Source organism: Actinoplanes sp. NPDC026670 (assembly GCF_040638175.1).
Taxonomy (GTDB): domain Bacteria; phylum Actinomycetota; class Actinomycetes; order Mycobacteriales; family Micromonosporaceae; genus Actinoplanes.
On the sequence record NZ_JBEZXU010000041.1, the window covers coordinates 1 to 24,538 of the forward strand.

31 protein-coding genes are annotated in these 24,538 nt (G+C 68.6%); 16 read left to right on the forward strand and 15 right to left on the reverse strand.

Features of this window, described 5'->3' with window-relative positions; all coding sequences use genetic code 11:
• The first annotated feature begins 893 nt into the window (after window positions 1–893).
• Window positions 894–1,646 carry a DUF3800 domain-containing protein gene (locus tag AB0E94_RS33005; RefSeq protein WP_360334462.1) on the forward strand — a complete coding sequence of 251 codons (753 nt, stop codon included), beginning with the start codon at window positions 894–896 and terminating at the stop codon, window positions 1,644–1,646.
• Window positions 1,647–1,831: 185 nt separating this feature from the next.
• On the opposite strand, the gene AB0E94_RS33010 is transcribed toward AB0E94_RS33005, so the two are convergent.
• The 4 genes from AB0E94_RS33010 to AB0E94_RS33025 form a co-directional block, all read right to left on the reverse strand.
• On the reverse strand, window positions 1,832–2,164 hold the full coding sequence (locus tag AB0E94_RS33010) for a type II toxin-antitoxin system PemK/MazF family toxin (RefSeq protein ID WP_360334465.1): 333 nt from the start codon (window positions 2,162–2,164) through the stop codon (window positions 1,832–1,834).
• Window positions 2,161–2,571 (reverse strand): hypothetical protein, encoded by a 411-nt coding sequence (locus AB0E94_RS33015; RefSeq protein ID WP_360334468.1) that lies wholly within the window; start codon window positions 2,569–2,571, stop codon window positions 2,161–2,163. The genes AB0E94_RS33010 and AB0E94_RS33015 overlap by 4 nt, the downstream gene beginning before the upstream one ends.
• A gap of 119 nt (window positions 2,572–2,690) precedes the next feature.
• Window positions 2,691–3,464 carry a GntR family transcriptional regulator gene (locus tag AB0E94_RS33020; protein ID WP_360334471.1) on the reverse strand — a complete coding sequence of 258 codons (774 nt, stop codon included), beginning with the start codon at window positions 3,462–3,464 and terminating at the stop codon, window positions 2,691–2,693.
• Window positions 3,461–4,000 (reverse strand): UTRA domain-containing protein, encoded by a 540-nt coding sequence (locus AB0E94_RS33025; protein WP_360334474.1) that lies wholly within the window; start codon window positions 3,998–4,000, stop codon window positions 3,461–3,463. Before AB0E94_RS33025 ends, AB0E94_RS33020 begins: the two co-directional genes overlap by 4 nt.
• Before the next feature lie 266 nt (window positions 4,001–4,266).
• On the opposite strand from AB0E94_RS33025, the gene AB0E94_RS33030 reads away from it, so the two are divergent.
• From AB0E94_RS33030 to AB0E94_RS33065, 8 genes are all read left to right on the forward strand, one after another.
• Window positions 4,267–4,884 carry a hypothetical protein gene (locus AB0E94_RS33030; RefSeq protein WP_360334477.1) on the forward strand — a complete coding sequence of 206 codons (618 nt, stop codon included), beginning with the start codon at window positions 4,267–4,269 and terminating at the stop codon, window positions 4,882–4,884.
• A complete protein-coding gene (locus AB0E94_RS33035; RefSeq protein ID WP_360334480.1) occupies window positions 4,881–5,222 on the forward strand; it encodes a hypothetical protein in 342 nt (113 codons plus the stop codon). The genes AB0E94_RS33030 and AB0E94_RS33035 overlap by 4 nt, the downstream gene beginning before the upstream one ends.
• The gene (locus tag AB0E94_RS33040; protein ID WP_360334483.1) at window positions 5,219–5,476 is read left to right on the forward strand and encodes a hypothetical protein; all 258 of its coding nucleotides are present in this window, start codon (window positions 5,219–5,221) and stop codon (window positions 5,474–5,476) included. The genes AB0E94_RS33035 and AB0E94_RS33040 overlap by 4 nt, the downstream gene beginning before the upstream one ends.
• 275 nt (window positions 5,477–5,751) lie before the next feature.
• Window positions 5,752–6,444, forward strand: a complete 693-nt coding sequence (locus AB0E94_RS33045; RefSeq protein WP_360334486.1) for a hypothetical protein — start codon at window positions 5,752–5,754, stop codon at window positions 6,442–6,444.
• A 2-nt stretch (window positions 6,445–6,446) separates the two neighbouring features.
• Window positions 6,447–6,803 (forward strand): hypothetical protein, encoded by a 357-nt coding sequence (locus AB0E94_RS33050; protein ID WP_360334489.1) that lies wholly within the window; start codon window positions 6,447–6,449, stop codon window positions 6,801–6,803.
• A complete protein-coding gene (locus tag AB0E94_RS33055; protein ID WP_360334492.1) occupies window positions 6,800–7,333 on the forward strand; it encodes a hypothetical protein in 534 nt (177 codons plus the stop codon). Before AB0E94_RS33050 ends, AB0E94_RS33055 begins: the two co-directional genes overlap by 4 nt.
• A 5-nt stretch (window positions 7,334–7,338) precedes the next feature.
• The gene (locus tag AB0E94_RS33060) at window positions 7,339–7,725 is read left to right on the forward strand and encodes a hypothetical protein (protein ID WP_360334495.1); all 387 of its coding nucleotides are present in this window, start codon (window positions 7,339–7,341) and stop codon (window positions 7,723–7,725) included.
• Complete coding sequence (locus tag AB0E94_RS33065; RefSeq protein ID WP_360334498.1) at window positions 7,722–8,372, forward strand: hypothetical protein; 651 nt, start codon at window positions 7,722–7,724, stop codon at window positions 8,370–8,372. Before AB0E94_RS33060 ends, AB0E94_RS33065 begins: the two co-directional genes overlap by 4 nt.
• A gap of 1,090 nt (window positions 8,373–9,462) precedes the next feature.
• Here the strand turns inward: AB0E94_RS33065 and AB0E94_RS33070 are convergent.
• The 8 genes from AB0E94_RS33070 to AB0E94_RS33105 all read right to left on the reverse strand — a co-directional run bounded on the left by AB0E94_RS33070 (window position 9,463) and on the right by AB0E94_RS33105 (window position 15,065).
• Entirely contained in the window at window positions 9,463–9,729 is a 267-nt protein-coding gene (locus tag AB0E94_RS33070; protein WP_360334501.1) for a hypothetical protein, read from the reverse strand.
• A 425-nt stretch (window positions 9,730–10,154) separates the two neighbouring features.
• Window positions 10,155–10,817, reverse strand: a complete 663-nt coding sequence (locus tag AB0E94_RS33075; protein WP_360334504.1) for a hypothetical protein — start codon at window positions 10,815–10,817, stop codon at window positions 10,155–10,157.
• A 594-nt stretch (window positions 10,818–11,411) separates the two neighbouring features.
• Window positions 11,412–11,621 carry a hypothetical protein gene (locus AB0E94_RS33080; RefSeq protein WP_360334507.1) on the reverse strand — a complete coding sequence of 70 codons (210 nt, stop codon included), beginning with the start codon at window positions 11,619–11,621 and terminating at the stop codon, window positions 11,412–11,414.
• A complete protein-coding gene (locus tag AB0E94_RS33085; RefSeq protein WP_360334510.1) occupies window positions 11,608–11,979 on the reverse strand; it encodes a helix-turn-helix domain-containing protein in 372 nt (123 codons plus the stop codon). The genes AB0E94_RS33080 and AB0E94_RS33085 overlap by 14 nt, the downstream gene beginning before the upstream one ends.
• The gene (locus AB0E94_RS33090) at window positions 11,966–12,475 is read right to left on the reverse strand and encodes a hypothetical protein (protein ID WP_360334513.1); all 510 of its coding nucleotides are present in this window, start codon (window positions 12,473–12,475) and stop codon (window positions 11,966–11,968) included. Before AB0E94_RS33090 ends, AB0E94_RS33085 begins: the two co-directional genes overlap by 14 nt.
• Before the next feature lie 295 nt (window positions 12,476–12,770).
• A complete protein-coding gene (locus tag AB0E94_RS33095; RefSeq protein ID WP_360334515.1) occupies window positions 12,771–14,432 on the reverse strand; it encodes a hypothetical protein in 1,662 nt (553 codons plus the stop codon).
• Window positions 14,425–14,751 carry a hypothetical protein gene (locus AB0E94_RS33100; protein ID WP_360334517.1) on the reverse strand — a complete coding sequence of 109 codons (327 nt, stop codon included), beginning with the start codon at window positions 14,749–14,751 and terminating at the stop codon, window positions 14,425–14,427. Before AB0E94_RS33100 ends, AB0E94_RS33095 begins: the two co-directional genes overlap by 8 nt.
• 110 nt (window positions 14,752–14,861) lie before the next feature.
• A complete protein-coding gene (locus AB0E94_RS33105; RefSeq protein ID WP_360334520.1) occupies window positions 14,862–15,065 on the reverse strand; it encodes a helix-turn-helix domain-containing protein in 204 nt (67 codons plus the stop codon).
• Window positions 15,066–15,174: 109 nt separating this feature from the next.
• Between AB0E94_RS33105 and AB0E94_RS33110 the strand changes: the two genes are divergently transcribed.
• Window positions 15,175–15,702: a helix-turn-helix transcriptional regulator gene (locus AB0E94_RS33110; RefSeq protein WP_360334523.1), complete on the forward strand. Its 528-nt coding sequence runs from the start codon at window positions 15,175–15,177 to the stop codon at window positions 15,700–15,702.
• On the forward strand, window positions 15,692–16,831 hold the full coding sequence (locus AB0E94_RS33115) for a site-specific integrase (protein WP_360334526.1): 1,140 nt from the start codon (window positions 15,692–15,694) through the stop codon (window positions 16,829–16,831). The genes AB0E94_RS33110 and AB0E94_RS33115 overlap by 11 nt, the downstream gene beginning before the upstream one ends.
• Window positions 16,832–16,851: 20 nt before the next feature.
• Here the strand turns inward: AB0E94_RS33115 and glnA are convergent, their stop codons facing one another.
• Entirely contained in the window at window positions 16,852–18,276 is a 1,425-nt protein-coding gene (gene glnA / locus AB0E94_RS33120) for a type I glutamate--ammonia ligase (protein WP_360334528.1), read from the reverse strand.
• Between the two features lie 191 nt (window positions 18,277–18,467).
• Between glnA and AB0E94_RS33125 the strand changes: the two genes are divergently transcribed.
• Window positions 18,468–18,842, forward strand: a complete 375-nt coding sequence (locus tag AB0E94_RS33125; RefSeq protein ID WP_360334531.1) for an RDD family protein — start codon at window positions 18,468–18,470, stop codon at window positions 18,840–18,842.
• Here the strand turns inward: AB0E94_RS33125 and AB0E94_RS33130 are convergent.
• On the reverse strand, window positions 18,828–20,954 hold the full coding sequence (locus AB0E94_RS33130) for a hypothetical protein (protein WP_360334534.1): 2,127 nt from the start codon (window positions 20,952–20,954) through the stop codon (window positions 18,828–18,830). The two genes, AB0E94_RS33125 and AB0E94_RS33130, sit on opposite strands and share 15 nt — an antisense overlap.
• A gap of 4 nt (window positions 20,955–20,958) precedes the next feature.
• Window positions 20,959–21,927, reverse strand: coding sequence for a hypothetical protein (locus tag AB0E94_RS33135; protein WP_360334537.1), 969 nt, complete (start codon window positions 21,925–21,927; stop codon window positions 20,959–20,961).
• Between the two features lie 200 nt (window positions 21,928–22,127).
• On the opposite strand from AB0E94_RS33135, the gene AB0E94_RS33140 reads away from it, so the two are divergent.
• Genes AB0E94_RS33140 through AB0E94_RS33155 form a run of 4 tightly spaced genes read left to right on the forward strand, consistent with a single transcriptional unit; the run spans window position 22,128 to window position 24,342 of the window.
• On the forward strand, window positions 22,128–22,487 hold the full coding sequence (locus tag AB0E94_RS33140; RefSeq protein ID WP_360334540.1) for a WXG100 family type VII secretion target: 360 nt from the start codon (window positions 22,128–22,130) through the stop codon (window positions 22,485–22,487).
• Window positions 22,488–22,508: 21 nt separating this feature from the next.
• Window positions 22,509–22,793 carry a WXG100 family type VII secretion target gene (locus tag AB0E94_RS33145; RefSeq protein WP_360334543.1) on the forward strand — a complete coding sequence of 95 codons (285 nt, stop codon included), beginning with the start codon at window positions 22,509–22,511 and terminating at the stop codon, window positions 22,791–22,793.
• Complete coding sequence (locus AB0E94_RS33150) at window positions 22,790–22,963, forward strand: hypothetical protein (protein ID WP_360334546.1); 174 nt, start codon at window positions 22,790–22,792, stop codon at window positions 22,961–22,963. Before AB0E94_RS33145 ends, AB0E94_RS33150 begins: the two co-directional genes overlap by 4 nt.
• A gap of 38 nt (window positions 22,964–23,001) precedes the next feature.
• Window positions 23,002–24,342, forward strand: a complete 1,341-nt coding sequence (locus AB0E94_RS33155; RefSeq protein ID WP_360334549.1) for a S8 family serine peptidase — start codon at window positions 23,002–23,004, stop codon at window positions 24,340–24,342.
• The last annotated feature ends 196 nt before the right edge of the window (window positions 24,343–24,538 follow it).

Below are 24,538 nucleotides of genomic sequence, written 5' to 3' on the forward strand. Positions count from 1 at the left end.
CCCACGCCCTCATCGCCCTCGCCAAACTCCACCTCGGCGGCTACAACATCGACCTACCAGGCCGCACCTAACCCACACATCCACCCGGAGAGCCGACTTTCCATGCTTGCGCCGATCTTGCAGCTCTTTCCACCTCCCAGCAGGAAGAAGGCTGCAAGGTCTCCCGGGCACAGTGGACCTTGCACGATAAACCATGTCCAGACATGAAGAATCGTGCAAGATCGCCTCGAAGGTGGAGAAACGTGCAAGATCCACATGGTTGGTTGGGGGCGAATTCGTCGCGAATACGATATTCCGGGCCTCGGGTCGGTGTCTCAGCCGCCTGCGGTACGGCTAGCCGGACCTCAGACAGGTCTCGGCGGGAAGACATCGCACAGTAGAGGGGTCGGCCCCGGATGCGGCGAAGCCTTGAAGAAGCTTCGCAGGTGTTCCACAACTCCCCAAGATCGCCGATGAGGTGGGTGGGTGGCTGCTCCGGAACGGCAAACGGCGGTCATGCCGGAGCATGACCGCCGTTCTACGATCTGGGCCCGGGATCAGATCAGCGGGTGAAACCGCTGATCAGACCCATGGCAGGCACTACACGTTGTAGTACAACGAGTGACGGCGGGCCTGAGACCTGCCCATTCTCTCTGAGAGTGCTTCTGACCTGCGCTTATAGGGGTTGATCCCGTTGGTTGCCGCTGGCTGTTTGCGGACATCTTGCGGACTCTGTGCGGACCGGAAGTGTTCAAGGCCTCTGACGCGGTGAAGGTGTCCACCCGACCGGGGTAGCCACCTTCACCGTGTGTCGACTGGGAAAGATCCGGAGCGTCTGCCCGGTCGCTCCCCATGCCCGGCGACACGCCTCAACGAGCGCGAATCCGAGTGCCGTAACGGGATACACCCTGTCTATGGTCGTAAGTGTGACCCCACGGGTACTTCACGCGTTCATCGACGAGGCCGGCGTCCGGGCCCGGACCGCCGCGTCGAGTGATCACTTCGTCATGTCCGCGGTCATGATCCCGGATAACGGCCTGACGATCTCCACGAACTTCCTCGCCCAGCTGCGCCAACAGGCCCGGCGCGGCCCCGGTCAGCTCCTGCACTGGCGCAACTTCACGCCGGCCGACAAGACCGCTGTGGCGACGGCGATCGGCAAGCAGCAGTGGCTGGTGCTCTCCAGCGTGGTCGTCTGCAAGCGCGCCCTGACCGGGTCTCCGCTCAACGACGATCAGGCGTACCTCTACACGTTCCGCTTCCTGCTGGAGCGGCTGAGCTGGTACGCCCGGGATCACCAAGCCCAGTTGAAGTACACGCTGGCCCACATCATCCGCTTCAAGCTGGCGAAGCTGCGCCAGTACGAGGCCAACCTTAAGCTCACCCCGGGTTGCCAGATTGCCTGGGACTTCCTGGATCCGGCTGGCGGCAGCATCGATCAGCCAGCCCGCGTTGAGCAGCTCCAGTTGGCCGACGCGGTGGCCTCGGCGACGTTCGCGGCGTTCGAGCCGCGCAATGGGGTCACCGATCAGTCGTACCTGAAGGCGATGGCGCCCCGTCTCTACCGGCGCGGATCAGGTCTCAAGGCACTGACTTCCTACGGCCTGAAGATTCACCCGTGGTCAGACACTACGAAGGCCGCGTACCCGTGGGTAGCGGCCCTGTAGAACACGTCGACCGGCTTGAGCCGCATCAGCGGGTGCTGGTGTTTCCATCAGCAGACGGCCATCCGTGTCTAGTCAAGCTTGACACCGGGCCCACTCACCGTCAAGTTCCCATTGACACAGAGTGAGTATTATGTCCGGTTTTCACCACGTGATCTCTCGTACAAATGTTCGTATGGCGCGCCCCTTTAGAGGCCGAGGTAGACGCGCACTTGGTCCTCAACGTGCGCGAGCTCAGTCGGGGGGTGAAGGCGACCGAGATGCTCATAGGCCCGCCCTCGGGCGACGGTGTGCATGTCCGTAACGTTGACGAAGGACACCCTGTACTTTTTTACGCCGGCCGATGGCCCGATGGGGATGTGGGTATAAGGCGGCCCCGGGGTGCCGGTGATGACCAGGATCGTGATTGCGTTCAGCTGATCGTTGAGCCGGTTGATGCTAAGAATGACGGCCGGGTGCTTTCCGATCGGATTCGGCAGCGCGACGTTCCACACCTCGCCGCGCAAGGGCTCCCGGCTCACTCGTCGATGTCGTCGTCGTCGAGTTCGCTCGGGTCGAACGGCACGACCCCGGCGGGTAGAGGTGCCCGTTCCCCCTCGTAGTAAGCCTTCACCCCCTCGGCCATGCGGATCTCCGTAGCGTGCCGGTGAAGTAGCTCCAATGCAGCCTTAACGACTTCCGTCTTGCTGGCGAGACCTAAGAATTCAGCATCTTCAAGCAGCTTGGCGCTCAGCTCGCGACTCACCCGGGCCTGCCACACGTCCGACGGCGGAGCGGCGGCCACTCCGGTGGTCTCGGTAACACGGTTTGCAGCAGCATCTTGTTGCGGTACCCGGTTCGCCCGCTCGATGGCCGCTGCAACTGCGTCGGCGGAATTCGCCGCACTCGGCGCAAGCCCGGTGATGGTTTCTGTTCCTCTGCCTGCCATACGTATACAGTCCGTCTACAGCAGGTCTGCCGTCAACCGGAACGCCAAAAGAGCTGGTCATCCATATGCGAAAGCCCCGACCGAGGCCGGGGACGTTCCCGCAGAAGGGTCCTTCCCGCCTACTCGGGAAGCTCGTACTGGATCTCGTACTGCTGCCCAGCCTTGATCATGATGTCGACCTGTACGGGCCTCTGGTTGTCGGTGTAGAGCACACGTATTTGCCGCAGCACCGGCATGTCCTGAGGGAGTTTGAGGGCGATGAACTCGTCCACGGTTGCCAGCCGTGTGCCCACCTGGTCGATGGCGTTACGCAGCGGATAGCCCAGCTCGGCCAGCACCGCCGGCGTACCGCCCTTGATCTTCCGCCTTTCGGCCAGCCGGGTGCCCCGCGCGATCTCGACGGGGTAGTACGACCACAGCAGCTCGGCCGGCTCGTCGCCCAGGTGCAGCAGCTGGTGGCGGCATAGCACCGAGGCACCGTTCTCGGCGCCGAATGCCGCAGCCACTTGGGCAGGGGCAGGCACTTCATCGACCGAGATCAGGTCGATCCTGGCTGGCCGGTTCGGTGTCGAGTGGGTCGAGATCCACGGGTAAGGCTGCCCCTCCGGTGCCGGCCGCGGGTAGTGGCTGGCCCGAATGACGACCGGCTGGTTGGCCGTGACAAAGACACCTTTCCCCTTGTCGCCCTTGAGGAAGCCCTCGTCCTTCAAAATCGCCAGAGCGCGCTGCACCGTCGGGTTTGTAACGCCGTACTGCTCCATTAGGGCACTCGTGGATGGCACGCGATCGCCCGGGCGGAGGTCGCCGGACAGGATGAGCGCGCGGAGGTTCGACGCGATCTGCTGCTGGCGACTGCGCACACCGTCGTCGGGGGCAAGGTCGGGCTGGGTCACTGGGCGCTGTTCCTCATCCGGTAGTGGAGCGGTTCGGTGCGATCGGCCACCATCCTGTTGACGGCGTATTCGACGGGACGGCCGCCGGCCGGGCGGCTGACGCGGGTCAGCACGATGAGCGGTTGGTCCGCGGAAACGGCCAGCGCTTCCTGCTCCCCTTCGTCGGGCAGCCGTGCGGTGATGGTCTCGGCGATGTCTTCGAGCGCCAGCCCTGCATCGGCGAGCACTCGTACCGCGCCGCCCCGGATCTTCTTCTCCTCCGCCAGTTCGGTCCCCTCGGCGACTCGGGCCGGGTAGTAGGAGTCGGCCAACTCGACCGGCTGGCCGTCAGCCAGGATCAGGCGCCGGCGCACCACGACGGTTTCGCCGGCCGCCAGCTCCAAGGCGTCCCGCACCTCGTCGGATGGCGCCCGGGTCTCGACTGCGAGCAGCCGCTGAGTTCCGCGCTTCCCCTGTCGGGCTGCGTCTTGGGCCCAGGCGTCACCCTGCTGCGCCGTCACGTAGGGGCCCGAGGTGCTGTCTCGTGGATCGCTCACGGCGCCGGTGATCCTTTCTCGCTCGGAAGGCTCTGATCATCGTGCCGTAAGCCTTACTGCTTTATGTCACCAACTATCAAGGCTGAGCCGGGACTGGTCTTCACAACCCGCCTTGCACCTTATAACAAATGCTTGTAAGGTTCGAGCCAGGTAAGCCGCTAATCGTGAGTGCCAAGGCTTCTCGGATAAGCGCACAAACACAGCGGTCCCCGGTGGCGGTGCAACGCCGACCGGGGACCTGAACCGAACCCTCTGGAGGTTCAGTCGTGTACTGCACTATCACCGTACCCCCGGCCGCCGACGCGGCCATTTCGCAGCCTGCCGCGATCACCTGTCCGCCGTTCTGCTCCCAGCACCTTGAAGGGGTCGAGCCGGGCCGTGCCCTGCACGTCAGCGCGCTGGCCGAGGTGGCCGGCGTGGTCGTGTCAGCCGAGCGCTTCGACACCGAGAAGGGCGCTGGCGACCAAGTGGTCAGCATCCAGAGCCTCGACCAGCGGGTGACCGCGACCGAGGCCCGCCGGCTGGCCGCGTTGCTCAACCTCTTCGCCAAGGTCACCGAGGGCGAATCCGGATCGAGCCTGCCCGCCACGACACAGCAGCGTCTCGCGGCCCTCGTTCCCGACTGCACCCCGTGGTGCATCGTGGAGCTGCCCGGGGACACCGAGGACCAGACGCTGCACGTCGGCAACGACAAGCACGTGCACACCAACTCCTTCGACGGTGAGCGCGGTGACGTCGCGGTCTCCCTGGAGGGCTACATCGGCCAGGTGCCGAACGTCCGTGTCCAGGGCGCCGGGGACACACCGATGACCCCGGGCGACGCGCTGGCCCTGGCACAGCTGCTCGTGGCCGCGGCCCGCGAAGCGTACGGGCTCCCGCGATGACCGCCCCGGTGCTGGCGACGGCGTGCGCCGAGCCGTGGTGCGACAACCACCACGTCGACCCCGACGACGGCCTGGTGATGCACGCGTCCAGCGACGTCGCCGTGCCGATGACGGCCGGCGGAAGCGCCGAGCAGTACGTCGCAGTGGTCGTGGTCGAGCGCAACGACGAGCCGGACGGCGACACGGGTTCGGCGAAGGTCCGGCTGGAGGTGGCCGGCGGCATGTTCGGCGGCCTGCCGAAGGGCGGGCTCATGACGGTCGAGCAGGCGCTCGCCCTGTCCCGGGCGATCGAGCAGGCGGCCCGGACCGCGCGGTTCGTCAGCGCGGTGAAGGCGTGAGCGCGGAGTACGTGGCGCTGCTGCGGGCGGATGCCGGCCAACTGGTTCCGGAGCCGCAGCAGTACCGCCGCGCGCTCGACATCATCCGGGATCTGGCGCTGACGGACCGGCTCACCGACGAGCAGATCGTGGCGGAGATTCGGTGCGTGTTCGCCGCTCTCAAGCGCGTCCAGGAGGACTTGGATCGCGCGGAGTTCGAGCGCGAGAACAGCCGCTCCGGTGACGTTCCGGACGACCCGTTTCCGACTGCGTGATGGGGTGCTCCCCGGCTGTCAACGAGGCGGTCGGGGAGCGTCACCGGGTGCGCAGAGATCTCGTCGCCGCGTGCGCCAAGATCGCGTCACCCTTCCTTGATCATCAGCGGTCATTGCTGCGGAAACACGGCGTGCGAGTGCGCCGCTCCTGCGCGGCCCGGTGCGTCACCGGTGCGCGAAACCCGCGTCAACAGACCGCAAACGATCTTCTTCCGATTCGGCAGCGATGCATCGACGGAGATAACGAAATGCGAAGCACGACAGCAGACGCTCGGATGCCCATCCCGGTCCCCACGTCGGGGTGCCCGGAGTGGTGCGTCTTCGAGCACGACGATCCGATCCAGTTGGAGCAGCAGGTCGGGGTGCAGTACCACTGCGGGCTCCGTGCGCAGATTGCCGCGGCCAGTCCCGACGACGAACCGGACGTCTACATCGAGGTGGTCCGGATCGACAGCCTCCGCGCCGGCACGGTCGGCGAGGTGCGCGTGGACGTCGGGTGCGTCAAGGACGACGACGGCACCGTGTCCCTCGACCGGGCGGAGCGGGTACGCAGCGATGATCCTGGAGGCCGTCCGCAGTGCCCGGCAGGGGGTGACGGCATGAAGTCGACCGTATCGACCACCTCGGCGCTGAGCGGGGCACTCGTTGCACCGTGCCCGGCCTGGTGCGAGGTCCAGCACAACCCCGACGACTTCGGGTTCGGAGAGGGCGCACCGCGGCCGAGTTGGGAGGCCCGCACCGGCCAGCGGCACCACTACGGGCACACCGCGGTGGTGGCCGGCACCGATGAGGAGGAGACCGTCGCCCAGGCGGAAGTCGTACGCGTCGACGAGCGCGGTGTGCCCCGCGAGATCGGCGTCACCGCCTGGTGCGAGGCCGCCATGACCGTCGAGCAGGCCGAGCGGTTCGCCGCGGTGGTGTCGTCGGTCGCCACGAAGGCCCGCCAGCTACGTGCGCTGGAGCACTGAACGTGTATCCCACAAAGGCACTCCAGCTCATTCCGCGGACCGTTCCGGAGCACCAGCCGTGCCCGGCATGGTGCCTGGGCCACTTCGACGGCCGGGACGGCGGGCGCACCCACCAGAGCCTGCGCCGGTCCGTCATGGGCCGGGCCACGGCCACCGGAACACCCGCCGAGGTGCGGATGTGGTCGGAGCTGCACGACGACGGCGCCGGGAGCGTCACCGACGTGTGGGTCCTCGAGGTCGCCGGCGTCCGCGTCGAGATGACCTGCGCCCGCATGTACGACCTGCTTAAGACGACCGAGGCCGCGTTCTGGCGCCTCGACACCAGCGGATACACCTACCTGCCGAGGGAGCGGGCATGACCGTGAACGCATGGACCAGGGGCAAGCCGTACCCCGACGCTGAGGACGGCCCCTGCCCGGAATGGTGCACGGAGCACTACGTCACGCCGCGTGGCGCCCGCAACCACTCCAGCACCCCGCTGGCCATCACCGGTGGTGGCGCCCGGACCGCAGCCGCGCTGACGGTGTCGACCTGGGTCGAGCGCCGCGACTGGCCCGACGGAACCACCGACACCGTCGGCATCCTGGGCCAGCTGCCGGAGGACATCGAGCTGAGCGCCGGCCAGATGCGCGACTTCGCCCAGCACCTGCTCACCGTGGCCGACGAGGTCGACCGCCTGGCCACCGTCGCCGTGGAGGCGTACACCGGCAGCGCCGGCCAGGCGCAGGTCACGGTGACGACGCCGGAGGACGACCGGGAGATCACGCTGGCGGTCCGCACACCGAAGGACGCCGACCGCGTCTACCTGAGCCCGGCCGGCGCCCGCCAGCTGGGAGCCGCACTCATGGCCGCGGGCCGTCAGCCCGGCCGGCCCGGACGGATGGGGTGAACCCGATGACCACGATGCTGCACACCGACGACATCGAGACCGGATACCCGGTCGTCACCGGCCTCGGCCAGCGCCTCAAGGACGCCGAGACAGCGCTGGCCGACCTGCTGGGGCCGGGCACCCCGGTCTACCTGTGCACCTGGGGCGAGAAGGGCACGGCCGACACCGTGCGCGCCGGCAACGGTGCCTACGTCGACGGCCGGACCGAAGGTGCTCAGCGCGCCCTGTTCCTGGTTCGCCCGGCGGCCGGCGAGGTCGAGGTGGAGGTCTCGCTGCCCGGCGGCGCCGGGACGGTGTGGCTCACCGAGTCCGCCGCCCGTCAGCTCGGCTCCGCGCTCCTGTCCGCGGCCCGCACCCCTGGCCACCCCGTCACGATCGGAGGAAGGCGATGAGCCTGCTCAACGTCCTGGAGAAGCTTCGCGTCATCGTCCCGGACCTGCCCCTCGACGACTCGCCGGTCCGCGAGACCCGCGCGGAGAACCTGCGTGTCGGGCGTCAGTTGCTCACCGCGGACGGCTGGCAGACGATCCGCGGCCTGGTGATGTTCCAGGAGGCCGACCTCAGCGGATCCCAGGTCACCGTGTTCACGGACCAGCGCGACGATCTGCACACCGACGGCTGGCGGTTCGAGTTCGGCGACGAGGTGCACACCCGCCTGCACCCGACCGCCGAGCAGGAGTACCAGCGCCGGCGCCAGGAACGCGCAGAGCGCAAGCGCCAGAAGCGGCTGGCGAAAGCCGCAGCGCAGTGCCCGGAGTGGTGCGTCGAGCACTACGACGGCGCCATGGGCGAAGGCCGGGCCCGCAACCACTCCAGCGCCCCGGAGACCGTCACCGCGGCCGGCGCCGACACCGGTGAAGCCGCGGAGGTCTCGTTCTGGCTGGAGCGCCGCGACGACCGGGGCACTGGGAGCATCGAGACGGTCGGCGTGGTCCAGCTCGGCGGGGGCCGCGAGGACATCGAGCTGACGCCGGAGGCGCTGCTCCAGCTGTCCGCCCGGCTGTCGAGCATGGGTCATCGGGCCCAGATGCATCGGTAGCGTAGCGGCGCCGGACAGCCACAAGAGCCGCCAGGAGCCCTGTTTCGGGGACTCTGGCGGCTCTCGCGCTACACGCTACAAGTGGCGTTGACCTGCGGGAGGCCGTAGCGCAGCCCCGTAGCACCAGCGCTACGCGTAGCACGGCCTGCGCTACATGATCATCCCGGTAACGGAACGCGGCGTAGGCGCCAACCACCGTCGTAACGACGGGAGTTGAGCCGGCACCGGTGCCGAGGCGTTCCGCGTTACCGCCCGGCATCATCGCAGGTGGTTGCCAATGTACGGGGTAACGCGGGTCGGGAACGTCCGCGTTACCGGGAACGCGGCCAGCGTTACGTCGGCGACGAGGTATCAGCGCCCCACGAGGGGGCCGTCCACATGTGGGGCCCCCTTGGCAGTGCCGAAGCGGTGAGGCGCGATACCTGATACCAGCTGCCGTGACCTCGGCGATCCGGTATCAACCGGCGGTATCAAAATTGCTACCAGTAGCAGTGCCACTGATACCTCACCCGGGACCTGCATGGTGCTGGTGACTACGGAGGCCAGTAGCGGTAGCGGCCCGCACGTCCCTCCAGATGCCCCCCAGGGCCGTATTCCGGGGGTCCGGAGGGTGCCGCCGCTGCCGCTGTTTTTGGGGGTTCTCCCTGCTCAACCCCAAAGCGGCAGCAACAGCGGCTCCGCTATTGCTGGGAGTAACCGCTATTGATCCACATCGGTCCTCGTCGGCGGTCGCGGTCGCGGGTTGCGCCCTCGCCGGCGCCGGTAGCGGGTCGCCGCGACCGCCGACGAGGACCGATGTGGTGGTTGATCCGCCCTCGACAGCGCCGAGGGCAACCGTAGTCACGAGCACCACTGTTGCGGCGGGCCCGCAACGTGTTGCGGCTCGGCAACAGGCCGCGCGACAGCACTGACCTGTGATGTTGCGCGTTGCGCCGTGTCCTTGTTGAGCGGGGACACGGCGGCTCAACGGCCTATCAGGGACATCCGGCGACGCGCAACGCAACCAACTGACGTCATCAGTGGTGCGGGCAGGGGACGTCGGCAGCACCCGACACCCCCTGCCCGCGACCACCGGCCGGGCGCCGGCGACTCACTTGCGGGAGATCTTCTCCAGCCAGTCGCTGATGTAGTGGAGGCTGGTTCCGGCGCCGTGTTCGTCGGGGCCGCGGAGCGCCATCTCCACACCGCCGATCTGATCGCGGACGCGGTCCAACTCCTTGGCCACGGCGAGCAGAGCGTGAACTTGCGCCTGCGCGAGTAGGTGGTCGATCTTGTCCAACGGGCCGGAGGAGGTCACCTCGTCGAGGATGGCGGCGGCTTGATCTGCGTGGCTGGGTTCGCGTGAAGGTCTAGGCATACCCGATCGTCAATCGGCAAGCCGGGCGCAGGTGCCGTCGCGTCGGCTTCCTGACGTACCCCTTGCTCCCTTCTCGCGACACCGAATTCACCTCGCGGATCCGCGAGAAGGGGCGCGAGACGGAGCCACCTGGGAGGACACGGCGTTCTCGCGGTTCTCGCGGCCCGCACCTGAGCGGCCGGCGGCAGCTTCAGACAGGCTCGACCGGTACCCGCCGGCGCGAGAAATCCATGGCGCGGGCAGGGATCTTTGGTGCGGAGCCGCGCCATGGCCCGCGCCAGGCGGTGAGCAGCGAGGGCACCAGGTTTGGTGCGGATGGTGCGGGGCCTCCGGCGTGCTTGAAAGCGGCCCCACAGGCCAGTTCAGGGGTGCCCCTGGCCGCGCCAAAGATCGTCAAGACCTCAATCCGGGCGCAATCAGCTCTGTCAGTCGCCACCTGGAAACGGGCTTTTGACCTTGGTCGGCTCGTTGTTGTTCACCCGCTTCCATGCCTGACCCGAGGCATCCAAAAACCGCAATTCAACCGTCCACAGCTTGGACTCGTCATCGAAGTCCCACGCGCCATGTGGCCCGGATGACAAAATGCTCGGTTTGGCCGGCCTGCCTCGAAACACCAACAGCGCCTCCTCGTTAGGCCCGATCACAGGATGCTGGGCGCCGAAGCCGTGTTCGTCTGGATTGAAGATCGTCAAGCTGCTGACCCGCCTGATGGGCTGTGTGCTGTAGTTACGTACGCGGACGAAAACCTCGTCGAGCCGATTGCCCGTCATGCTGGGACCGACGCGCTCCGCCAGGACGGCCCGCGGTCCGACGAGGTCGGCTTCGTCACGTTCTGCGCGCCACCGGTCCTCAGCTACGCGAGCCGCCTGCTTGCCCTGCATGTAGACCGCTGCGGCCGCGATGGCGGCGAGAGATGCCGCCACCAACCCGTAAAGGGCACCCCAGGCCTCCATCCAGTCAGGCGCGTTCGGTTGGTCAGCGCCCCGGGTAGGTCGATACGCCATAGCGATGGCGATCGGGCCCAGCAGCATCGCCGTCACTGACAGCAAAGCCCCCAGCCCCAGCAGTACCTTGTGTCCCGTTTTCACCGAGCCAACGTACCGCCGTAGACCGGCTATTTCGGAAATTCAATTTTCCTGGGGAGAGATCCACATGACCGGCGCGGGGGTCATTTGGCCTGGTCAGCGAATTTTCTCAGACCTGCTGGTTTACCTAGCAATTTCCGTCAGCCCAGACACCGTTGCAACAGTTCGCGTCAGTGCTGCGGACTGTTGCAACACCCAGGCAGGGAGGGGACAACTGACTCGCGCGGGGGTCACACGGTCTGTGGCCTGGATTTTCTGGACTCCCGGCCAGGTGAGGCGTCAAGTGGCCCAGGGCAGGGCGGCTCGGCCGGGCGCAGGTCGGTTCTCAGGCGTGAGAGGAGTCGATTGCCTCGTAGCCTTTCGACCCCGATGCGCGGCGCTCACCGTTGGCGCGCACCGGGTGACGTTGACGCCCGGCCGGGCTGCCCCGCCCTGGGCCGTGGTCGGGTCTGGGATGCCTGGCGCGCAGGACGGATCATCGAACCGAGAGTAGTGGTCCTCCCCGCCTTCGATCCCGCGTGCTGCCGGCGGATGGACGATCCGGTGCCCGGACCGGCCTGGGTGACGTTGACGCGCCAGCATCCCGAGACCCCCGGCCTAGATCGGTCCGAAGCCGGGGCCGAAGAGGGCACGGAAGGCAGCGTCGTCGAGGCCCAGATCATCGGGCGGCGCTGATGCGTCGGTCGGCGGGAACAGGCTGGTGAACTCGTCCTCGTCGACCTGGGCCTGCTGCTGGTCGCGGCGGGCCTGGGTGCGTTCCAGGTCGGCGAGTCGGCGGTTGTGGTTGCCGAAGTCAGGTGATGTCATCGGTGTCCTTCCAGTGCACGAGCCAGGATCGGCGGCCCACGCGGGTCGCGGGTAGACGTCCGGCTGCGCACCGTTCCTGCACGGTCCGGACGGACACCCCGAGCCGGCGGGCGGCTTCCCGGGTGTCGATCTGTTCGGAGGCTGACACGACCAGGTGCGCGTGATCCAGTTCTCCGCGTGTAGCCGCGACCTGGCGAAGTTCGAGCACCGCGGTGACCAGGTCGCCGGGCAAGGGCTGGCCGTTACGCCGAGGCTGGGCCTGGCGCACCACCTCCCGTAGGGCGATGAGGGCGAGCTCGGCGGTACGCGGTGACACGGTGGCCGGCACAATCAGGGCGCCGGGGTCAGCATCGGTCATCGGCGGTTCGCTCGGTGTGCTGCCCGACCAACTCGATCACGTCGGGCGGGAAGTAGTGGATCCGGTTGCATGGCCGGGAGCCCGGGGAATTCACCGGGCCATCTCCGGGCGGCTCGTACCGCAGAGGCACCTGATCCGCGCCCCAGCGCTGAAAGTGGTAGAGATCCTCGCTGTCAGCGGCCAGCGCAGTGACGCGCCCTTGCTCATCCACCACCCAGCCGAGAAGGGGCATCCGTTGCCCGTCGTGCGGCCACTGGACATGCCAGCCTGGTGCAGGCAGCACAGCCACGCACCGGGCCGGGGTTGGCTCTACCCGCAGGAAACCCGGCCGGTCACCGGCGGGGATCACCCGGCCGAGTTCAGCCTCCAGGACGAGAGCCCTGCCGTCGGCCGCCCAGCCCTCGATAGGGAGGCTGAAGGTTCCGTCGTCGGTGTGCGGAGACTGATAGACGGCGAGATAGCTGCCGGAAGCAGGGATCACAGCAGACCGATTCAAGATTCACACCTCTCGCATTCGATTGTGGTCGTGGCTCAAGTGCCGAAACTTCGGTGGGCGTGGTGGGCATGGGGGTGGTGGTGCTTCAGTAGTAAGCCCACCCCCACCTGAGGCCGCTGTGACCTGCGCATATGTGCCCGCCTGGTGGCCGAGGGTGGGGGTGGTGGGCTTTTTCCGGGACACCCTGTATTGCCCCTTGCTCTTTCTCTCTTTTTGAGAGGTGGAACAGAGCGGGGTGGCCCGGGATAAGCCCACCACCCCCACCCTCGGCCACCCCTATCCGCGTATTTGCAGGTCACAACGCCCTCATCGGGGGTGGGCTTACTGCGGGAATGCCCACCCCCGCCTGAGGCAGATGCCCACCCCCAAGCCCACCACCCCCACCAGCGGGCGGGAGGCTGCCAACGACGGGCAAATGTCCGGTACCCCCGCCCGGTGGTTGAGCTGGCTGTTCTTGAGGAGGGCCGTGTAGGTAGTACCGGGTGCTGCCCCGGACCACCGTGGTGCGCCAGGTGACGCCGAGGGCAGCCAGCCCGTCGCGCAGGTGATTCAGAACCTCGGGGATCTTGCGGGGCGTGCGGGGCCAGCCGGGGGTGTCCCGATCGCCGTACTGGGCGTGTCCGGCCACGGCGGCAAGCAGCTGTGAGGCCTGCCCTGTCCACTGCCCGGCCGACCTCTCCAACAGGGCGAGCAGGGCGGCGCCGAACACGTCGTCGGCGGCGTTGCGCTGCTTCACCGTGGTCACCGCGGTCGCGTAGGTGTCCAGCAGCGATCCGTCGGGCAGGCCCGGCAGCTCAGCCAGGTCGAGCGCGTCGAGCAGGCGGGCGAACGCGGCCATCCGGAAGTCGCCCGTCTCGCCGGCCTCCGGCCATTTGCGTAGCGCACCGGCCAGTGCGTCACAGGCCGCGCCGAGCAGACGGGCGTGGGCCTGGTCGAAGTCGCGTTGCACCTCGGCGTCGTCGATCCGGTGCGGGATCTGTGGCGCCTCGACCACGACGAGCCGGTCGAGCGCGTCGGCGCGTAACCCGGCCGGCACGCTCACCGCGGTCAGGCCGACGGGCCGCTGGATCGCCTGGGTGTCCAGGTCACCGGTGGTGTAGAGCGTGCGCACTTCCCGAGCAGCGCCGGTGACCATCGTGCAGAGCAGGTCACTGGTGTTGTGGCTGATCGCGGACAGGTTGTCCCAGAGCGGGACCGCCCGGTGTGACGCCCGCACCTGGTCGTCGGTGTGGTTCTGGCCGAAGCAGGAGCCGAGCGCCTCCACACCGGACGGCTCCCACAGCGAGGTGAGCAGGCGAATCCGGGTGGACTTCCCGGTCCCGGGCGGCCCGATCAGCAACAGCCCGGGCCGCACCGACGTTGAGAACGGCAGGCCCAGCACCCAGCCGAGCAACAGGCGGAATTCGTCGCTGTCCGGGTTCATCGCCATCAGCTCCGCCAGCTCGGTCAGCTTGCCGCCGCGCTCAGGGATCGGTAGCGGTTTGGTGGCGTGCGACCGGCGGAACATCACCCCGTCAGGGCTCGGCCCGACGCCCCACCCCTGTGCGCTGATCCGGATGCACTGGCCATCCTTACGGCCGAGGTCGACGGTGAGTCGGCGTCCCTGTGGGTCGTGGTGGAAGCGCAGCGACAGCGGCCGCTCCGGCTGGGCGAACGCGCCGGCCTTGAGAACCGCCATTACCTGTTCGACGGTGCTCCGGCTGACGGCCTGCTGGTAGGTGGCCCAGGCCATGCCGACGATGTAGTGCTGCATGGAGGGGCCGAGCAGCCGGGCCACACCGACGGGCTGTTCCGGGCCGTACGCGGCGCCTGTGCCGTCGATCGGGCGCGGCTTGAACACCGCGTAGGCCTTGCCGTCGTGGTTGACCAGGTCGAAGGCGGTCGCCACGTGGTTGATCAGCTTCTTGGTGATGCTCGGTGGCTTGACCCCCTTCATCACCTCGGCGGCTTCAGACAACGGGCACTGCCTGAGCAGTCGTCATGAGGGCCTGCACGACCACCTTCTCGGCCACCGCGATGTACGGCTCGGAGCCGATCAGGTCGCGCAGGTAAGCCTCCAGGGCGGCGTTCGTCTCGATCAGGTGCGCCACCCAGGTGGCCAGCAGCAGCGCGGCCAACTCCTCAGCCATCCAGATCAGCCCGGTGCGTTCCTTCAGGACGTCCACCAGAACCATGCCGTTGTCGTCGACCGCCAGGAACACCCGGTGCAGGCCGGCGATCCCGGCGGTGTCCAGTGCGCTCAGCGTGCGCGCGTCGATCGGGATCTCAGTGTCCATTCCGGTGTTCCTCCCGGGTTGCGTCACGTACCCGTGATGCGGCACGCTCGGCAGTGGTGATGGTGGGGCGGCTTCTGTGGTGGGGGCCGCTTTCGTCTTTTCTGGGCACTTCAGCCTGCTAGCGGGTGCGTCCGCTCGGCCTCCCAGCGCTCGACCTCGACGAGGTCGTACAGCACGCGCCGGCCGAATCGGACGCCGGTCGGCCCGGTGCCGTTGAACCGCCAGTACCGGACGGTGCCGGGGGCAGTCCGGAACCTCGCGGCGACCTCCTCGGTGGTCATCCAGGTGCGCTCAGGAGTCACAGACTTCCGCATCGCCTCTTCCTTCCGGGAAACGTTTGATGCGTTTAAGGATTACCGGAAGATGCTTGCCATGTCCATCCCTGGCGGATAGATTTCCATTCCGTATAGGAATGGAGAGCTGATGCCCCGACCCAACCCCGCCAGGCCGATCGGCGGCGAAGCCGGCCTTGCTCGCCGTATCGCGTACGAGCGACAGCGCGCCGGCATGTCGACGGAGAGCCTGGCGAAGCGGATGACCGATCTCGGCTGTCCGATCAACCAGTCAGCGGTGTGGAAGATCGAGAACGGCGACCCTCCTCGGCGCATCACCTACGACGAGGCGCTCGCATTCGCGCAGGTCTTTGGTATGCCGCTGGAGGAGCTGTCCGTTCCTCCGGAGCTTGCTGCCGACCAGGAGGCGCTGAAGCTCCTCGGAGAATTCCGCCAGTCGCGCCAGGCGATGCACGACGCCTTCTACCGCCTCGCCGAGCATGCGGTTACGCACCCGCGCACAGCGTCGGTGCTGGAAGAGGATCTCTCCTGGGACGATATCCCTCAGGACGTCGTACGTGACGTTTTCGCGAAGCTGCGTGAGCGTCACGGGGGAGCCACCGTGGCCGACCTTCCTCCGGGGCTGCGTCCTCCACGGGACGACGTAGATGGCCAGTAGGAGCATTGCGCGCCGGCCGAACGGGATGTGGCGCGCCCGGTACCGCGACGAGGCCGGCAAGGAGCACTCGCGCCACTTCGAGCGAAAGAAGGACGGCGAGCGCTGGCTCGACGAGCAGACGGCCGCGATGGTCACCGGGCAGTACGTCGACCCGAAGGCAGGGGAGATCACCTACCGGCAGTTCTTCGCGGACTGGGCGGCCCGGCAGGTGTGGCCACCGAACACCGATCGCGCCATGCGTCTCGCGTCGGGCTCGGTGACGTTCGGGCACTTGCCGATGAAGGCGATCCGTCGTTCCCACTTTGAGCAGTGGGTCAAGGCGATGCAGACCAAGGACCGCGGCGAGGGCAAGCCGAAGGGCCTGGCGCCGGGAACGGTGAAGACCCGCATCCAGAACGTCCGGCCGGTGCTGCGCGCGGCCGTCCGCGACCGGATCATCGCGTCCGACCCGAGCGACGGTTTCAAGCTCCCCCGGCAGCGGCGGGCCGAGGCGGCGATGATGATCCCGACCCCAGCCCAGGTACGGATGCTGCTCGACAGCGCTGTGGTGCCGTGGATGCGGCTCTACATCGCGCTCGCGGCGTTCGCCGGACTACGGCTGGGCGAGGTGGCCGGCGTGCAGCGGCGGGACATCAACTTCCTGGGCCGCGTCCTCCAGGTGACTCGGCAGGTGCAGCGCGACACCGGCGCCGCGGTGCTCATCTCGCCACCGAAGGCCGGGAGCGAGCGGCCGGTATTCCTGGCCGACGGGTTGCTCAACCTGCTGTCGGTCCACGTGAGAGACATGCCGGAGAGCCCGCTTGGGTGGCTGTTCCTCGGCCAGGACGAGCACCCGCCGCACCAGAACTCGGTCGGCTACTGGTGGCGCAAGACACGCGCGGCAGTTGGCCTTGAGGAGTTCGACTTCCACGATTTGCGGCACTTCTACGCGAGCGGCCTGATCGCCCAGGGCTGCGACGTGGTGACGGTCCAGAAGGCCCTCGGCCACGCGAAGGCCACGACGACGCTCAACACCTACGCGCACCTCTGGCCGACCGCTGAGGATCGGACTCGCAAGGCTGCGGACTCGCTCATGGCGGAGACGCTTGCGGACTCTGTGCGGACTGAGAAGCCCGCACAGAGCCGCTGACCTGCGGTTATAGCCTCTGGCTACACGTTGTAGTACATCTCGAACTCGTGCGGGGTCGGGCGGAGCCGGACCGGGTCGATCTCGTTGGTGCGCTTGTAGTCGATCCACGTGGAGATCAGGTCGTCGGTGAAGACGCCACCGGCGGTGAGGAACTCGTGGTCGGTCTCGAGCGAGTTCAGCACGGCGTCGAGCGAACCCGGCACCTGCTTGACGCTGCCCCACTCCTCCGGCGGCAGGTCGTACAGGTCCTTGTCGATCGGGGCCGGGGGCTCGATCTTGTTCTTGATGCCGTCGAGGCCGGCCATCATCTGGGCCGAGAACGACAGGTACGGGTTGGACGACGGGTCCGGCACGCGGAACTCGACGCGCTTGGCCTTCGCGTTGCTGCCGGTCACCGGGATACGGGTGCAGGCGGAACGGTTGCGCTGCGAGTAGACCAGGTTGACCGGGGCCTCGTAGCCGGGCACCAGGCGCCGGTACGAGTTGACGGTCGGGTTGGTGAACGCGAGCAGCGACGGCGCGTGGTGCAGCAGGCCACCGATGTACCAGCGGGCCATGTCGGACAGGCCGGCGTAGCCGGTCTCGTCGTAGAACAGCGGCTCGCCGTTCAGCCAGAGGCTCTGGTGGGTGTGCATGCCGGAGCCGTTGTCACCGAAGAGCGGCTTCGGCATGAACGTCGCGGTCTTGCGGTGCTCCCACGCGGTGTTCTTGATGATGTACTTGAACAGCTGCATCTGGTCGCCGGCGTGCAGCAGGGTCGAGAACTTGTAGTTGATCTCGGCCTGGCCCGCGGTGCCGACCTCGTGGTGCGACCGCTCGACGGTGAAGCCGGTGTCGACGAGGCGGCGGACCATGGCGTCACGCAGGTCGCTGTAGTGGTCGACCGGCGACACCGGGAAGTAACCACCCTTGTAGGCAGTCTTGAAGCCCTTGTTGCCGCCCTCTTCCTCGCGGCCGGAGTTCCAGGCGCCCTCGATCGAGTCGATGTAGTAGAACGCCTGGTTGGCGGCGGTCTCGTGACGGATCGAGTCGAAGATGTAGAACTCGGCCTCGGCGCCGAAGTAGGCGGTGTCGGCGATGCCGCTGGCGGCCAGGTACGCCTCGGCCTTCTTGGCCACGTTCCGCGGGTCACGCGAGTACGCCTCGCGGGTGAACGGGTCGTGGATGAAGAAGTTCAGGGCGAGCGTCTTCTGGATCCGGAACGGGTCCACGAAGGCGGTGGCGACGTCCGGCAGGAGCATCATGTCGGACTCGTGGATGGCCTGGAAACCGCGGATCGACGATCCGTCGAAGGCGAGGCCGTCGGTCACAACGCTGTCGTCGAACGACTCGACCGGGATGTTGAAGTGCTGCATCACACCCGGGAGGTCACAGAAACGTACGTCGACGAACTTGACGTCCTCGTCTTTGAGGTATCGCAGGAGTTCCTCGGGATTGGCGAACACACGTCCTCCTGGCACAGTTTTCCGATACCGGGCGGCATGAGCCGCCACCTGGCAAGGCTTGTCGCGACGTTATGGGTCTGGAGTTGCCCCGTCGTATCCCTGCTGTTTCTGCCGTGTTACGTAGCGCGTGGAGCAGGCACGGTGAGAGCACGAGCCGGACCTCCGGACCATATCGCGTACCCTCGGCAGCCGTGGTTGCTTTGAACGAGGCTGCCGGGCTCGGCCCGCGGCTCGGCGCGCTCGTGATCGACTGGGTGCTCTGTCTGCTGATCGCGAGTTTCTACGCGACCCCGGCCGAGAAGGCGTGGCCGGCGGTGCTCGTCCTGATTCTCGCCAACACCTTCTTCCTCGGCCTGTTCGGTCAGACGCCCGGCATGCGGCTGCTCCGGGTCCGCTGTGTCTCCTATCCGGACGGCGGGGTTCTCGGCCTCGGCCGTGGACTGCTGCGGGCCGTGCTGCTCGGCCTGTTCGTCCCGGCGATCATCCTGAACAGTCAGGGCCGCGGCCTGCACGACCGGGCGGCCGGGTCGATGGTGGTGTCGGTACCCCGTTCACCGGCCCCGTAACACCCGGCCGATGTCCTCCTCCGGGTGGTCGTCGTCGCGCCGGGTTATCACGGCGCCGCCGGGTGTCCGTACCCCGAATGGTTGATCCGTCTCTGTCGCATCGCCGCCACCTCGCCGTTTGTCCAGCTCAGGGGTGACGTCGCCGGGCTGGGTGGCGGCACGGCTGCGCAGACCCCACGGCCCGCCGTCCGGGCGGGCCCGTTCCGGCGCGTCGATGATCCCGTCGCCGGCCCGTTTGCGGGCGTCCTCGGCGCCGAACATGTCCGACCACGCGGTCGAGCCGCGGTCCGCACGCGGCGGACGCCAGGGCGGGGGAGCAGCGGGCGAGGTGGGCCGGTTCAGGACCGGCGGCGCGGTGCCACCGGGCCGCTGCGCGGCGGCGGGGGTGCGGATCTCCGCGGCGCTTCCGGGCCGCGTTCCACGATCTTCCACCGGATTCTTCAGTACGGGCGGAGCAGCCGGAGTGGGCGGCGGACCGAAGGTGCTGGTCCCGGTGGTCCGATTCGGCCCAGCGGGCCGTCCGCGGTCGCCGGGCCGCCCAGGCGTGGCAGGCGGCGGAGTGACGCCGGGCGTGGTCCGGGCGGGCCTGCCGTTCGGCGTCTGCGGCACCGGGGTGGTCGTGCCGGGCCGCGTCCGCCGGTCGCCGGTCCGTCCGGGCGTGGCCGGCGGCGGGGTGACGCCGGGTGCGGCGGTGCGCCCGGGCCGTCCGGGGGTGATCGGCGGCGGGGTGACGCCGGGTGTGGTGCGGCCCGGCCGGCCGGTCTGCGGCGAAGGGGTGGCGCCCGGGGTGGTCCGGGTGGGCCGCTGGCCCGGGCGTCCGGGGGTGGGTGCGGGGACGACCGCCGGGCCGGTGCGCCGGATCTCCCGGCCGCCACCGGGAGGTACCGCAGGCGCAGCCGGTCCCGACGGCCGCCGGATCGTGCGCCCGGGCAGACTGGGCGGAATCACCACGTTCGGGCCGCGCCCGGGCCGGCCGACCTGCGACGGCAGGCCGGGCCGCACACCGCCGGGCGCGATCACCGTCGGCCCGCCGCTCCCGGGCGGCAGCGTGCCGGGCGGCACGGTTCCCGGAACGGGCAGCGGCTGACCGGCCGGCAGCGTCCCCGGCGGCAGACTCCCCGGCGGCAAACTCCCCGGCGGCAAGGTGGCCGGCGGCGGCAAGGTCACGGGCGGCGGCAGGACACCGCCGGGTTGCGGCAACGCGACGCCCGGCGGCAGTGTTCCGGGAGGCGTCACACCGGGCGGCAGAATCCCCGGGGGTACGACACCAGGCTGCGGAAGTTGCACCCCAGGAGGAAGCAGGCCCTGGGGCGGGTTCACGCCCGGCAGTCCGTTCCCCGGTGACGTGTTCCCGGCCGGCAGCACCGGGGCGAACTGTCCCGGCCCGCCGGTCCCGGGCACCCCGGCCGGCTGGCTGAGCACCGCGTTCATCGGCTGCACGGGCGGGCCGGAGCCGTTCGACAGCACCGCGATGTAGTCGAAGAACTGGTCGCCGTAGTGCTGGGCCAGCCGCTGCGCCTCGATCCGGTACCGGTCCCGGACCTTCGCCTGCTCCTCGGAGACGAACTCCTGGGCCGCGGCGTCCCAGCCCTGCCCCTCGGACACCCACGCTTCGAGGTTCTCCAGGAAGCTCACGTCCGCCGCGTCGGTCATCTCCCGCCGGTAGGCGATCTCCAGCCGGGCCATCGCGTACCGCGCCTCGGACGAGACGTTCACCAGGTGCCGCAGCGCCGTGACGTTCTGCTGGGCGGCGTCCATCCACATGTCCAGGTAGGCGAGCGTCTCGCCGGGACCCATCTTGAGGAACGCGTCCCGGGCGGCCGGCGACTGCCACGACTCGTCGCGCAGCACGTCACTCTGCTTGACCAGGAAGCCGCGCACGTCGGCCAGGAAGGCCCACGCGTTCTGCCACTGGTCGGCGAGCGCCGCCATCTCCTCCGGGTGCATGTTCTGGATCCGTGCCGAGATCTGCTCGACGGTGTCCGGGTTGTTCGGCCCGGGCGGCGCCGTGTAGGGCAGCGTCGACGGCGGGTAGCTGCCGTAGTGGGTCTGCCCGCTGTACTGGCTGTACCCGTAGTTCGGGTTGGCGGTGAATCCGTAGTGGTCAGCCATCGTCTCAGCCGTTCGCTCCGCTGGTGGCGATGCCGGTCACGATCCGGTTCTTCTCCACGAGCTCGCCCTTCTCGTTGCGTTCCGACACCACCTGGACCTGCTCACGGGTCTGCGGATCGGTGCTCTCGACGCTCCGGTGCACGGTCTCGCCGGCGCCGTCACGGACCTCGGTGCTCTGCCCGACGACCCGGTCGCCGTCGAACTGGGTACGCGTCTCGACCGTGCCGGTCGCCTTGCCGTCCGCCCCGAAACTCTCCTGAACGGTGATCTCGGCGCCGCCGGTGACCCGGGTCGACGTGCGGGTGGTCACCGAGGAGACCGTCTCGCCGTTGCCGCCGAAGATCGTGGTCGTGACCGTCGTCGCCCCGCCCGGCGGCGTGAACGTCATCACCTCGCGGCGCTCGCCGTTCGGCCCGGTCGCCGTCTCCATCGTCTGGTAGGCCGAGAGCGGGACGTTCGCGGTCACCGTCCAGTCCCGGCTGTCGGCCGCCGGGGGCAGCGCGGCCAGCGCCGCCTGCTGATCGCGGAACGTGGTTCCGGCGCCGGCCGGGAGCCCTTCCGGTCGCGGCACGCCCGCGTCGCCGTACGCGAAGAGAACGTCGTTGAGGGAGGCCGCGCCGATCGCGTCGCCGGAACCGTAGCTGTCCGCGACCGTGCGGGCGGCGTTGCCGATGTTGCCCACCGACTCGGCCAGCTTCTGCAGGTAGACGGTCAGCTCGCCGGCGTTCGCCACGAGCCGGGCCCGGACCGCGTCCGCCTCGCCGAGCACCTCGCCGGTGAACGCCTGACCCGGGATCTCACCGAGCGGCTGGAGATACACCCCGCGGGAGGCGATGTCGGCCTGCTGGTTCGCCAGGGAGGCCGCATAGGCACGGAGCCCGTCCAGGTCGACGTCGACCGCCGGGCCGCCGCCCAGCCACGGCGTGCTCGTGTTCTTCGCGGTCTGCTCCGCGTAGGGATTGTCTGCGGCCATCACACCTCTCCCCGTCCGAATGTCACCGCAATTGATCAATTGATTCTGGTGACGCTGGAGAGTACGCGCGCATCCCGGATCAGGTTCGACGAGATTCTTTGAAAAAGCTTCGAACCGACTCCGGGCGGGTGGTGTACGGAGAGGCATAACCCACTGGCGGACCGAACCGGAACGCCTGATACGAGAATCGGGGAGAGATCGTGGCAGGAACGCCGGGCATGGGTCAGGTCCATGCCACACAGGAACAGCTCAACACCATGGCCACCCGGTGCTCCGACACCGGTCAGAACATCTCGCGGGGCATGACCCAGCTGCTCGGCCAGATCCAGGGACTCAGCGGCGGCGCCTTCGCCGGAACCGCGAACAACGCCCTCCAGGACGTCTCGGCGCAGCTCAACGATGGCCTCGCCAAGATCATGCAAGCGCTGGACGAGCTCGGCGGCAAGATGTCGTCCGCCTCGCAGACGTACGGCGTCAACGACGACGAGGCCGCGCAGGCCATCCGTGGCGCCGCCGCCGGCGGGGCCGACAGTGCCGTTCTCAGCGCCCTTCGCGGCTGACCCGGAATCGGAGACCAGACCATGAACATCACCTACAACTTCGGACAGATCGCCGAGACCTCGGCCTCCATCAACTCCTTCCAGGGTCAGATGGACCAGCAGCTCAACGACCTGTACACGGCCTTCACCCAGCTCTTCGCCCAGGACTGGACCGGCGCCGCCGGCACCGCCTGCGACGAGGCCCGGCAGAAGTGGAACCAGGGCGCCACCGAGATCAAGCAGGCACTCGCGATGGTCGGCGTCAAACTCGGCGCCTCGGCCGAGCGGATGCAGCAGGTGGACGCGCAGATCGCCGCCAACATGTGACCATTCTGATCCGTACCGTCGATCGGCCGCCGGAATTCGACCGGCGGTCGATCCATGTCGATGATCAATGGCATTTCCCCGAATTTCAGAAGGTGCACGAGATCGATTCTCCGGGGCCGGCTGACGCCGCTTCCGGTGCTGCTTCCGGTGTCGGAGGATTCATGCCATGAGAACCGCGACGAATTCCCCGGCCAGGCCCCTCCGGTCGATGGTCGTCCGGTCTCTGGTCGTCCGGTTTTCCGCCGCCACCCTGACCGCGATCGCCGGCGCCCTCCTTCCCGTGCCGGCCGCGGTCTCCCCGCCCGCTTTCGCCGCGCCGGCTTCGGTTGCGATCGCCGCGCCGGGTTTCGGGGCGCCGGTTTCGGTTGCGGTCGCCGCGCCGGGTTTCGGGGCGCCCGGGCAGAACTGTGCGCAGCCCGGTGAGGACCGGGTCAACGGGTCGTGGGCTCGCGTGATGTTGCAGGCCGACGCGGTCCGGGCCCTGCAGGACGGCGACGCGACCCGGGTCGCGGTCCTCTCCACGGGCGTCGACCGTGGCCAGCCGCAACTCGACGACCGGGTGCTGACCGGCGCCGACACGGTGGACAACGCCGGCGGCGCCGACCAGGACTGCACCGGGACCGGAACCCAGGTGGCCGGAACCATCAGCGGCCGTCCCGACGGCGGCGACAGCGACGCGGCGGGCCTCGCCCCGGGGGCCACGATCCTGCCGGTCCGGGTGATGCCCGACGATCCGGCCGGCTCCGAACCCACCGCCGGCACCCTGGCCCGCGGAATCCTCACCGCGGTACAGGACGACGCCGACGTGGTGGTCGTGGCCGCCCCCGTCTACCAGGACGACCCGGCCCTGGAGTCGGCTGTCGAGACCGCCCTGGCCCAGGACGTGGTCATCGTGGCCGCGGCCGGGGACCTGGGCGCCCGGGACGACGGCAACCCGGCCCCGTACCCCGCCTCCTATCCGGGAGTGATCGGCGTCGGCGCCATCGACCAGAACGGGCAGATCTCACCGAAATCGCAATTCGGGAAGTACGTCGATCTGGTCGCCCCCGGAGTGGCGGTACCCACACTCCAGACCGGCCGGGGTGTCGTCGAGTCCTCCGGCACCGCGATAGCCGCCGGCTTCGTGGGCGCGACAGCAGCCCTGCTCCGAGCCGACGACCCCGGCATGCCCCCGGCCGAGGTGACCCGCCGCCTGATCGCCACCGCGAGTCCCGCCCCGGCCGGCCCGGCCTTCGGAGCCGGAGTGGTGAGCCCGTACGCGGCGCTGACCGCCCAGGTGGTGGACACGAACGCCCGCAGACTCCCAGCTTTGGACCCGGCCCCACTTCCGGACGACAGCTCAGAATTGTTCCGCCGAGCCGTCGCGATGAACACGGCCGTGGTGGCGGCCCTCCTGGTGCTGACCTTGTTGCTGGTAGCGGCCGCCATCCGCCGAAGCCGCCGCCGGACGTGGCGCCCGGGCCTGACCCCCGTCCCGGCGCCCGCTCCCGAGCCCCTGGAACCCGGCCCTCCGGTGATGCTCCTGGACACCCCGCCCCGCCGCCACTGATCCACTCCACTCCGATCAGCCGCCACCCGAGTCCCACCTCGACCGAAACCCGCCGGCGCCCCGGTCACGGACCGGCTTGCGGCTCGAATCGGGCCACGGGTCACCACGCCGCCGAGGCGGGCAGCCCGCGTGGACACCTGCGGCTCGAATCGGGCCGCAGGTCACCACGCGAATTGTTGCTGTCGGCGAGGGCTGG

Excerpts from the sequence above, each read along its gene's own strand:
- AB0E94_RS33135 (WP_360334537.1), bottom strand. The coding sequence starts at position 21,927 with ATGGCCGCAGACAATCCCTACGCGGAGCAGACCGCGAAGAACACGAGC.
- AB0E94_RS33045 (WP_360334486.1), top strand. The coding sequence starts at position 5,752 with ATGCCCATCCCGGTCCCCACGTCGGGGTGCCCGGAGTGGTGCGTCTTC.
- AB0E94_RS33005 (WP_360334462.1), top strand. The coding sequence starts at position 894 with ATGGTCGTAAGTGTGACCCCACGGGTACTTCACGCGTTCATCGACGAG.
- AB0E94_RS33080 (WP_360334507.1), bottom strand. The coding sequence starts at position 11,621 with ATGACATCACCTGACTTCGGCAACCACAACCGCCGACTCGCCGACCTG.
- AB0E94_RS33060 (WP_360334495.1), top strand. The coding sequence starts at position 7,339 with ATGACCACGATGCTGCACACCGACGACATCGAGACCGGATACCCGGTC.
- AB0E94_RS33105 (WP_360334520.1), bottom strand. The coding sequence starts at position 15,065 with ATGCGGAAGTCTGTGACTCCTGAGCGCACCTGGATGACCACCGAGGAG.
- AB0E94_RS33055 (WP_360334492.1), top strand. The coding sequence starts at position 6,800 with ATGACCGTGAACGCATGGACCAGGGGCAAGCCGTACCCCGACGCTGAG.
- AB0E94_RS33100 (WP_360334517.1), bottom strand. The coding sequence starts at position 14,751 with ATGGACACTGAGATCCCGATCGACGCGCGCACGCTGAGCGCACTGGAC.
- AB0E94_RS33155 (WP_360334549.1), top strand. The coding sequence starts at position 23,002 with ATGGTCGTCCGGTCTCTGGTCGTCCGGTTTTCCGCCGCCACCCTGACC.
- AB0E94_RS33145 (WP_360334543.1), top strand. The coding sequence starts at position 22,509 with ATGAACATCACCTACAACTTCGGACAGATCGCCGAGACCTCGGCCTCC.
- AB0E94_RS33130 (WP_360334534.1), bottom strand. The coding sequence starts at position 20,954 with ATGGCTGACCACTACGGATTCACCGCCAACCCGAACTACGGGTACAGC.
- AB0E94_RS33110 (WP_360334523.1), top strand. The coding sequence starts at position 15,175 with ATGCCCCGACCCAACCCCGCCAGGCCGATCGGCGGCGAAGCCGGCCTT.
- AB0E94_RS33035 (WP_360334480.1), top strand. The coding sequence starts at position 4,881 with ATGACCGCCCCGGTGCTGGCGACGGCGTGCGCCGAGCCGTGGTGCGAC.
- AB0E94_RS33065 (WP_360334498.1), top strand. The coding sequence starts at position 7,722 with ATGAGCCTGCTCAACGTCCTGGAGAAGCTTCGCGTCATCGTCCCGGAC.
- AB0E94_RS33070 (WP_360334501.1), bottom strand. The coding sequence starts at position 9,729 with ATGCCTAGACCTTCACGCGAACCCAGCCACGCAGATCAAGCCGCCGCC.
- AB0E94_RS33085 (WP_360334510.1), bottom strand. The coding sequence starts at position 11,979 with ATGACCGATGCTGACCCCGGCGCCCTGATTGTGCCGGCCACCGTGTCA.
- AB0E94_RS33115 (WP_360334526.1), top strand. The coding sequence starts at position 15,692 with ATGGCCAGTAGGAGCATTGCGCGCCGGCCGAACGGGATGTGGCGCGCC.
- AB0E94_RS33015 (WP_360334468.1), bottom strand. The coding sequence starts at position 2,571 with ATGGCAGGCAGAGGAACAGAAACCATCACCGGGCTTGCGCCGAGTGCG.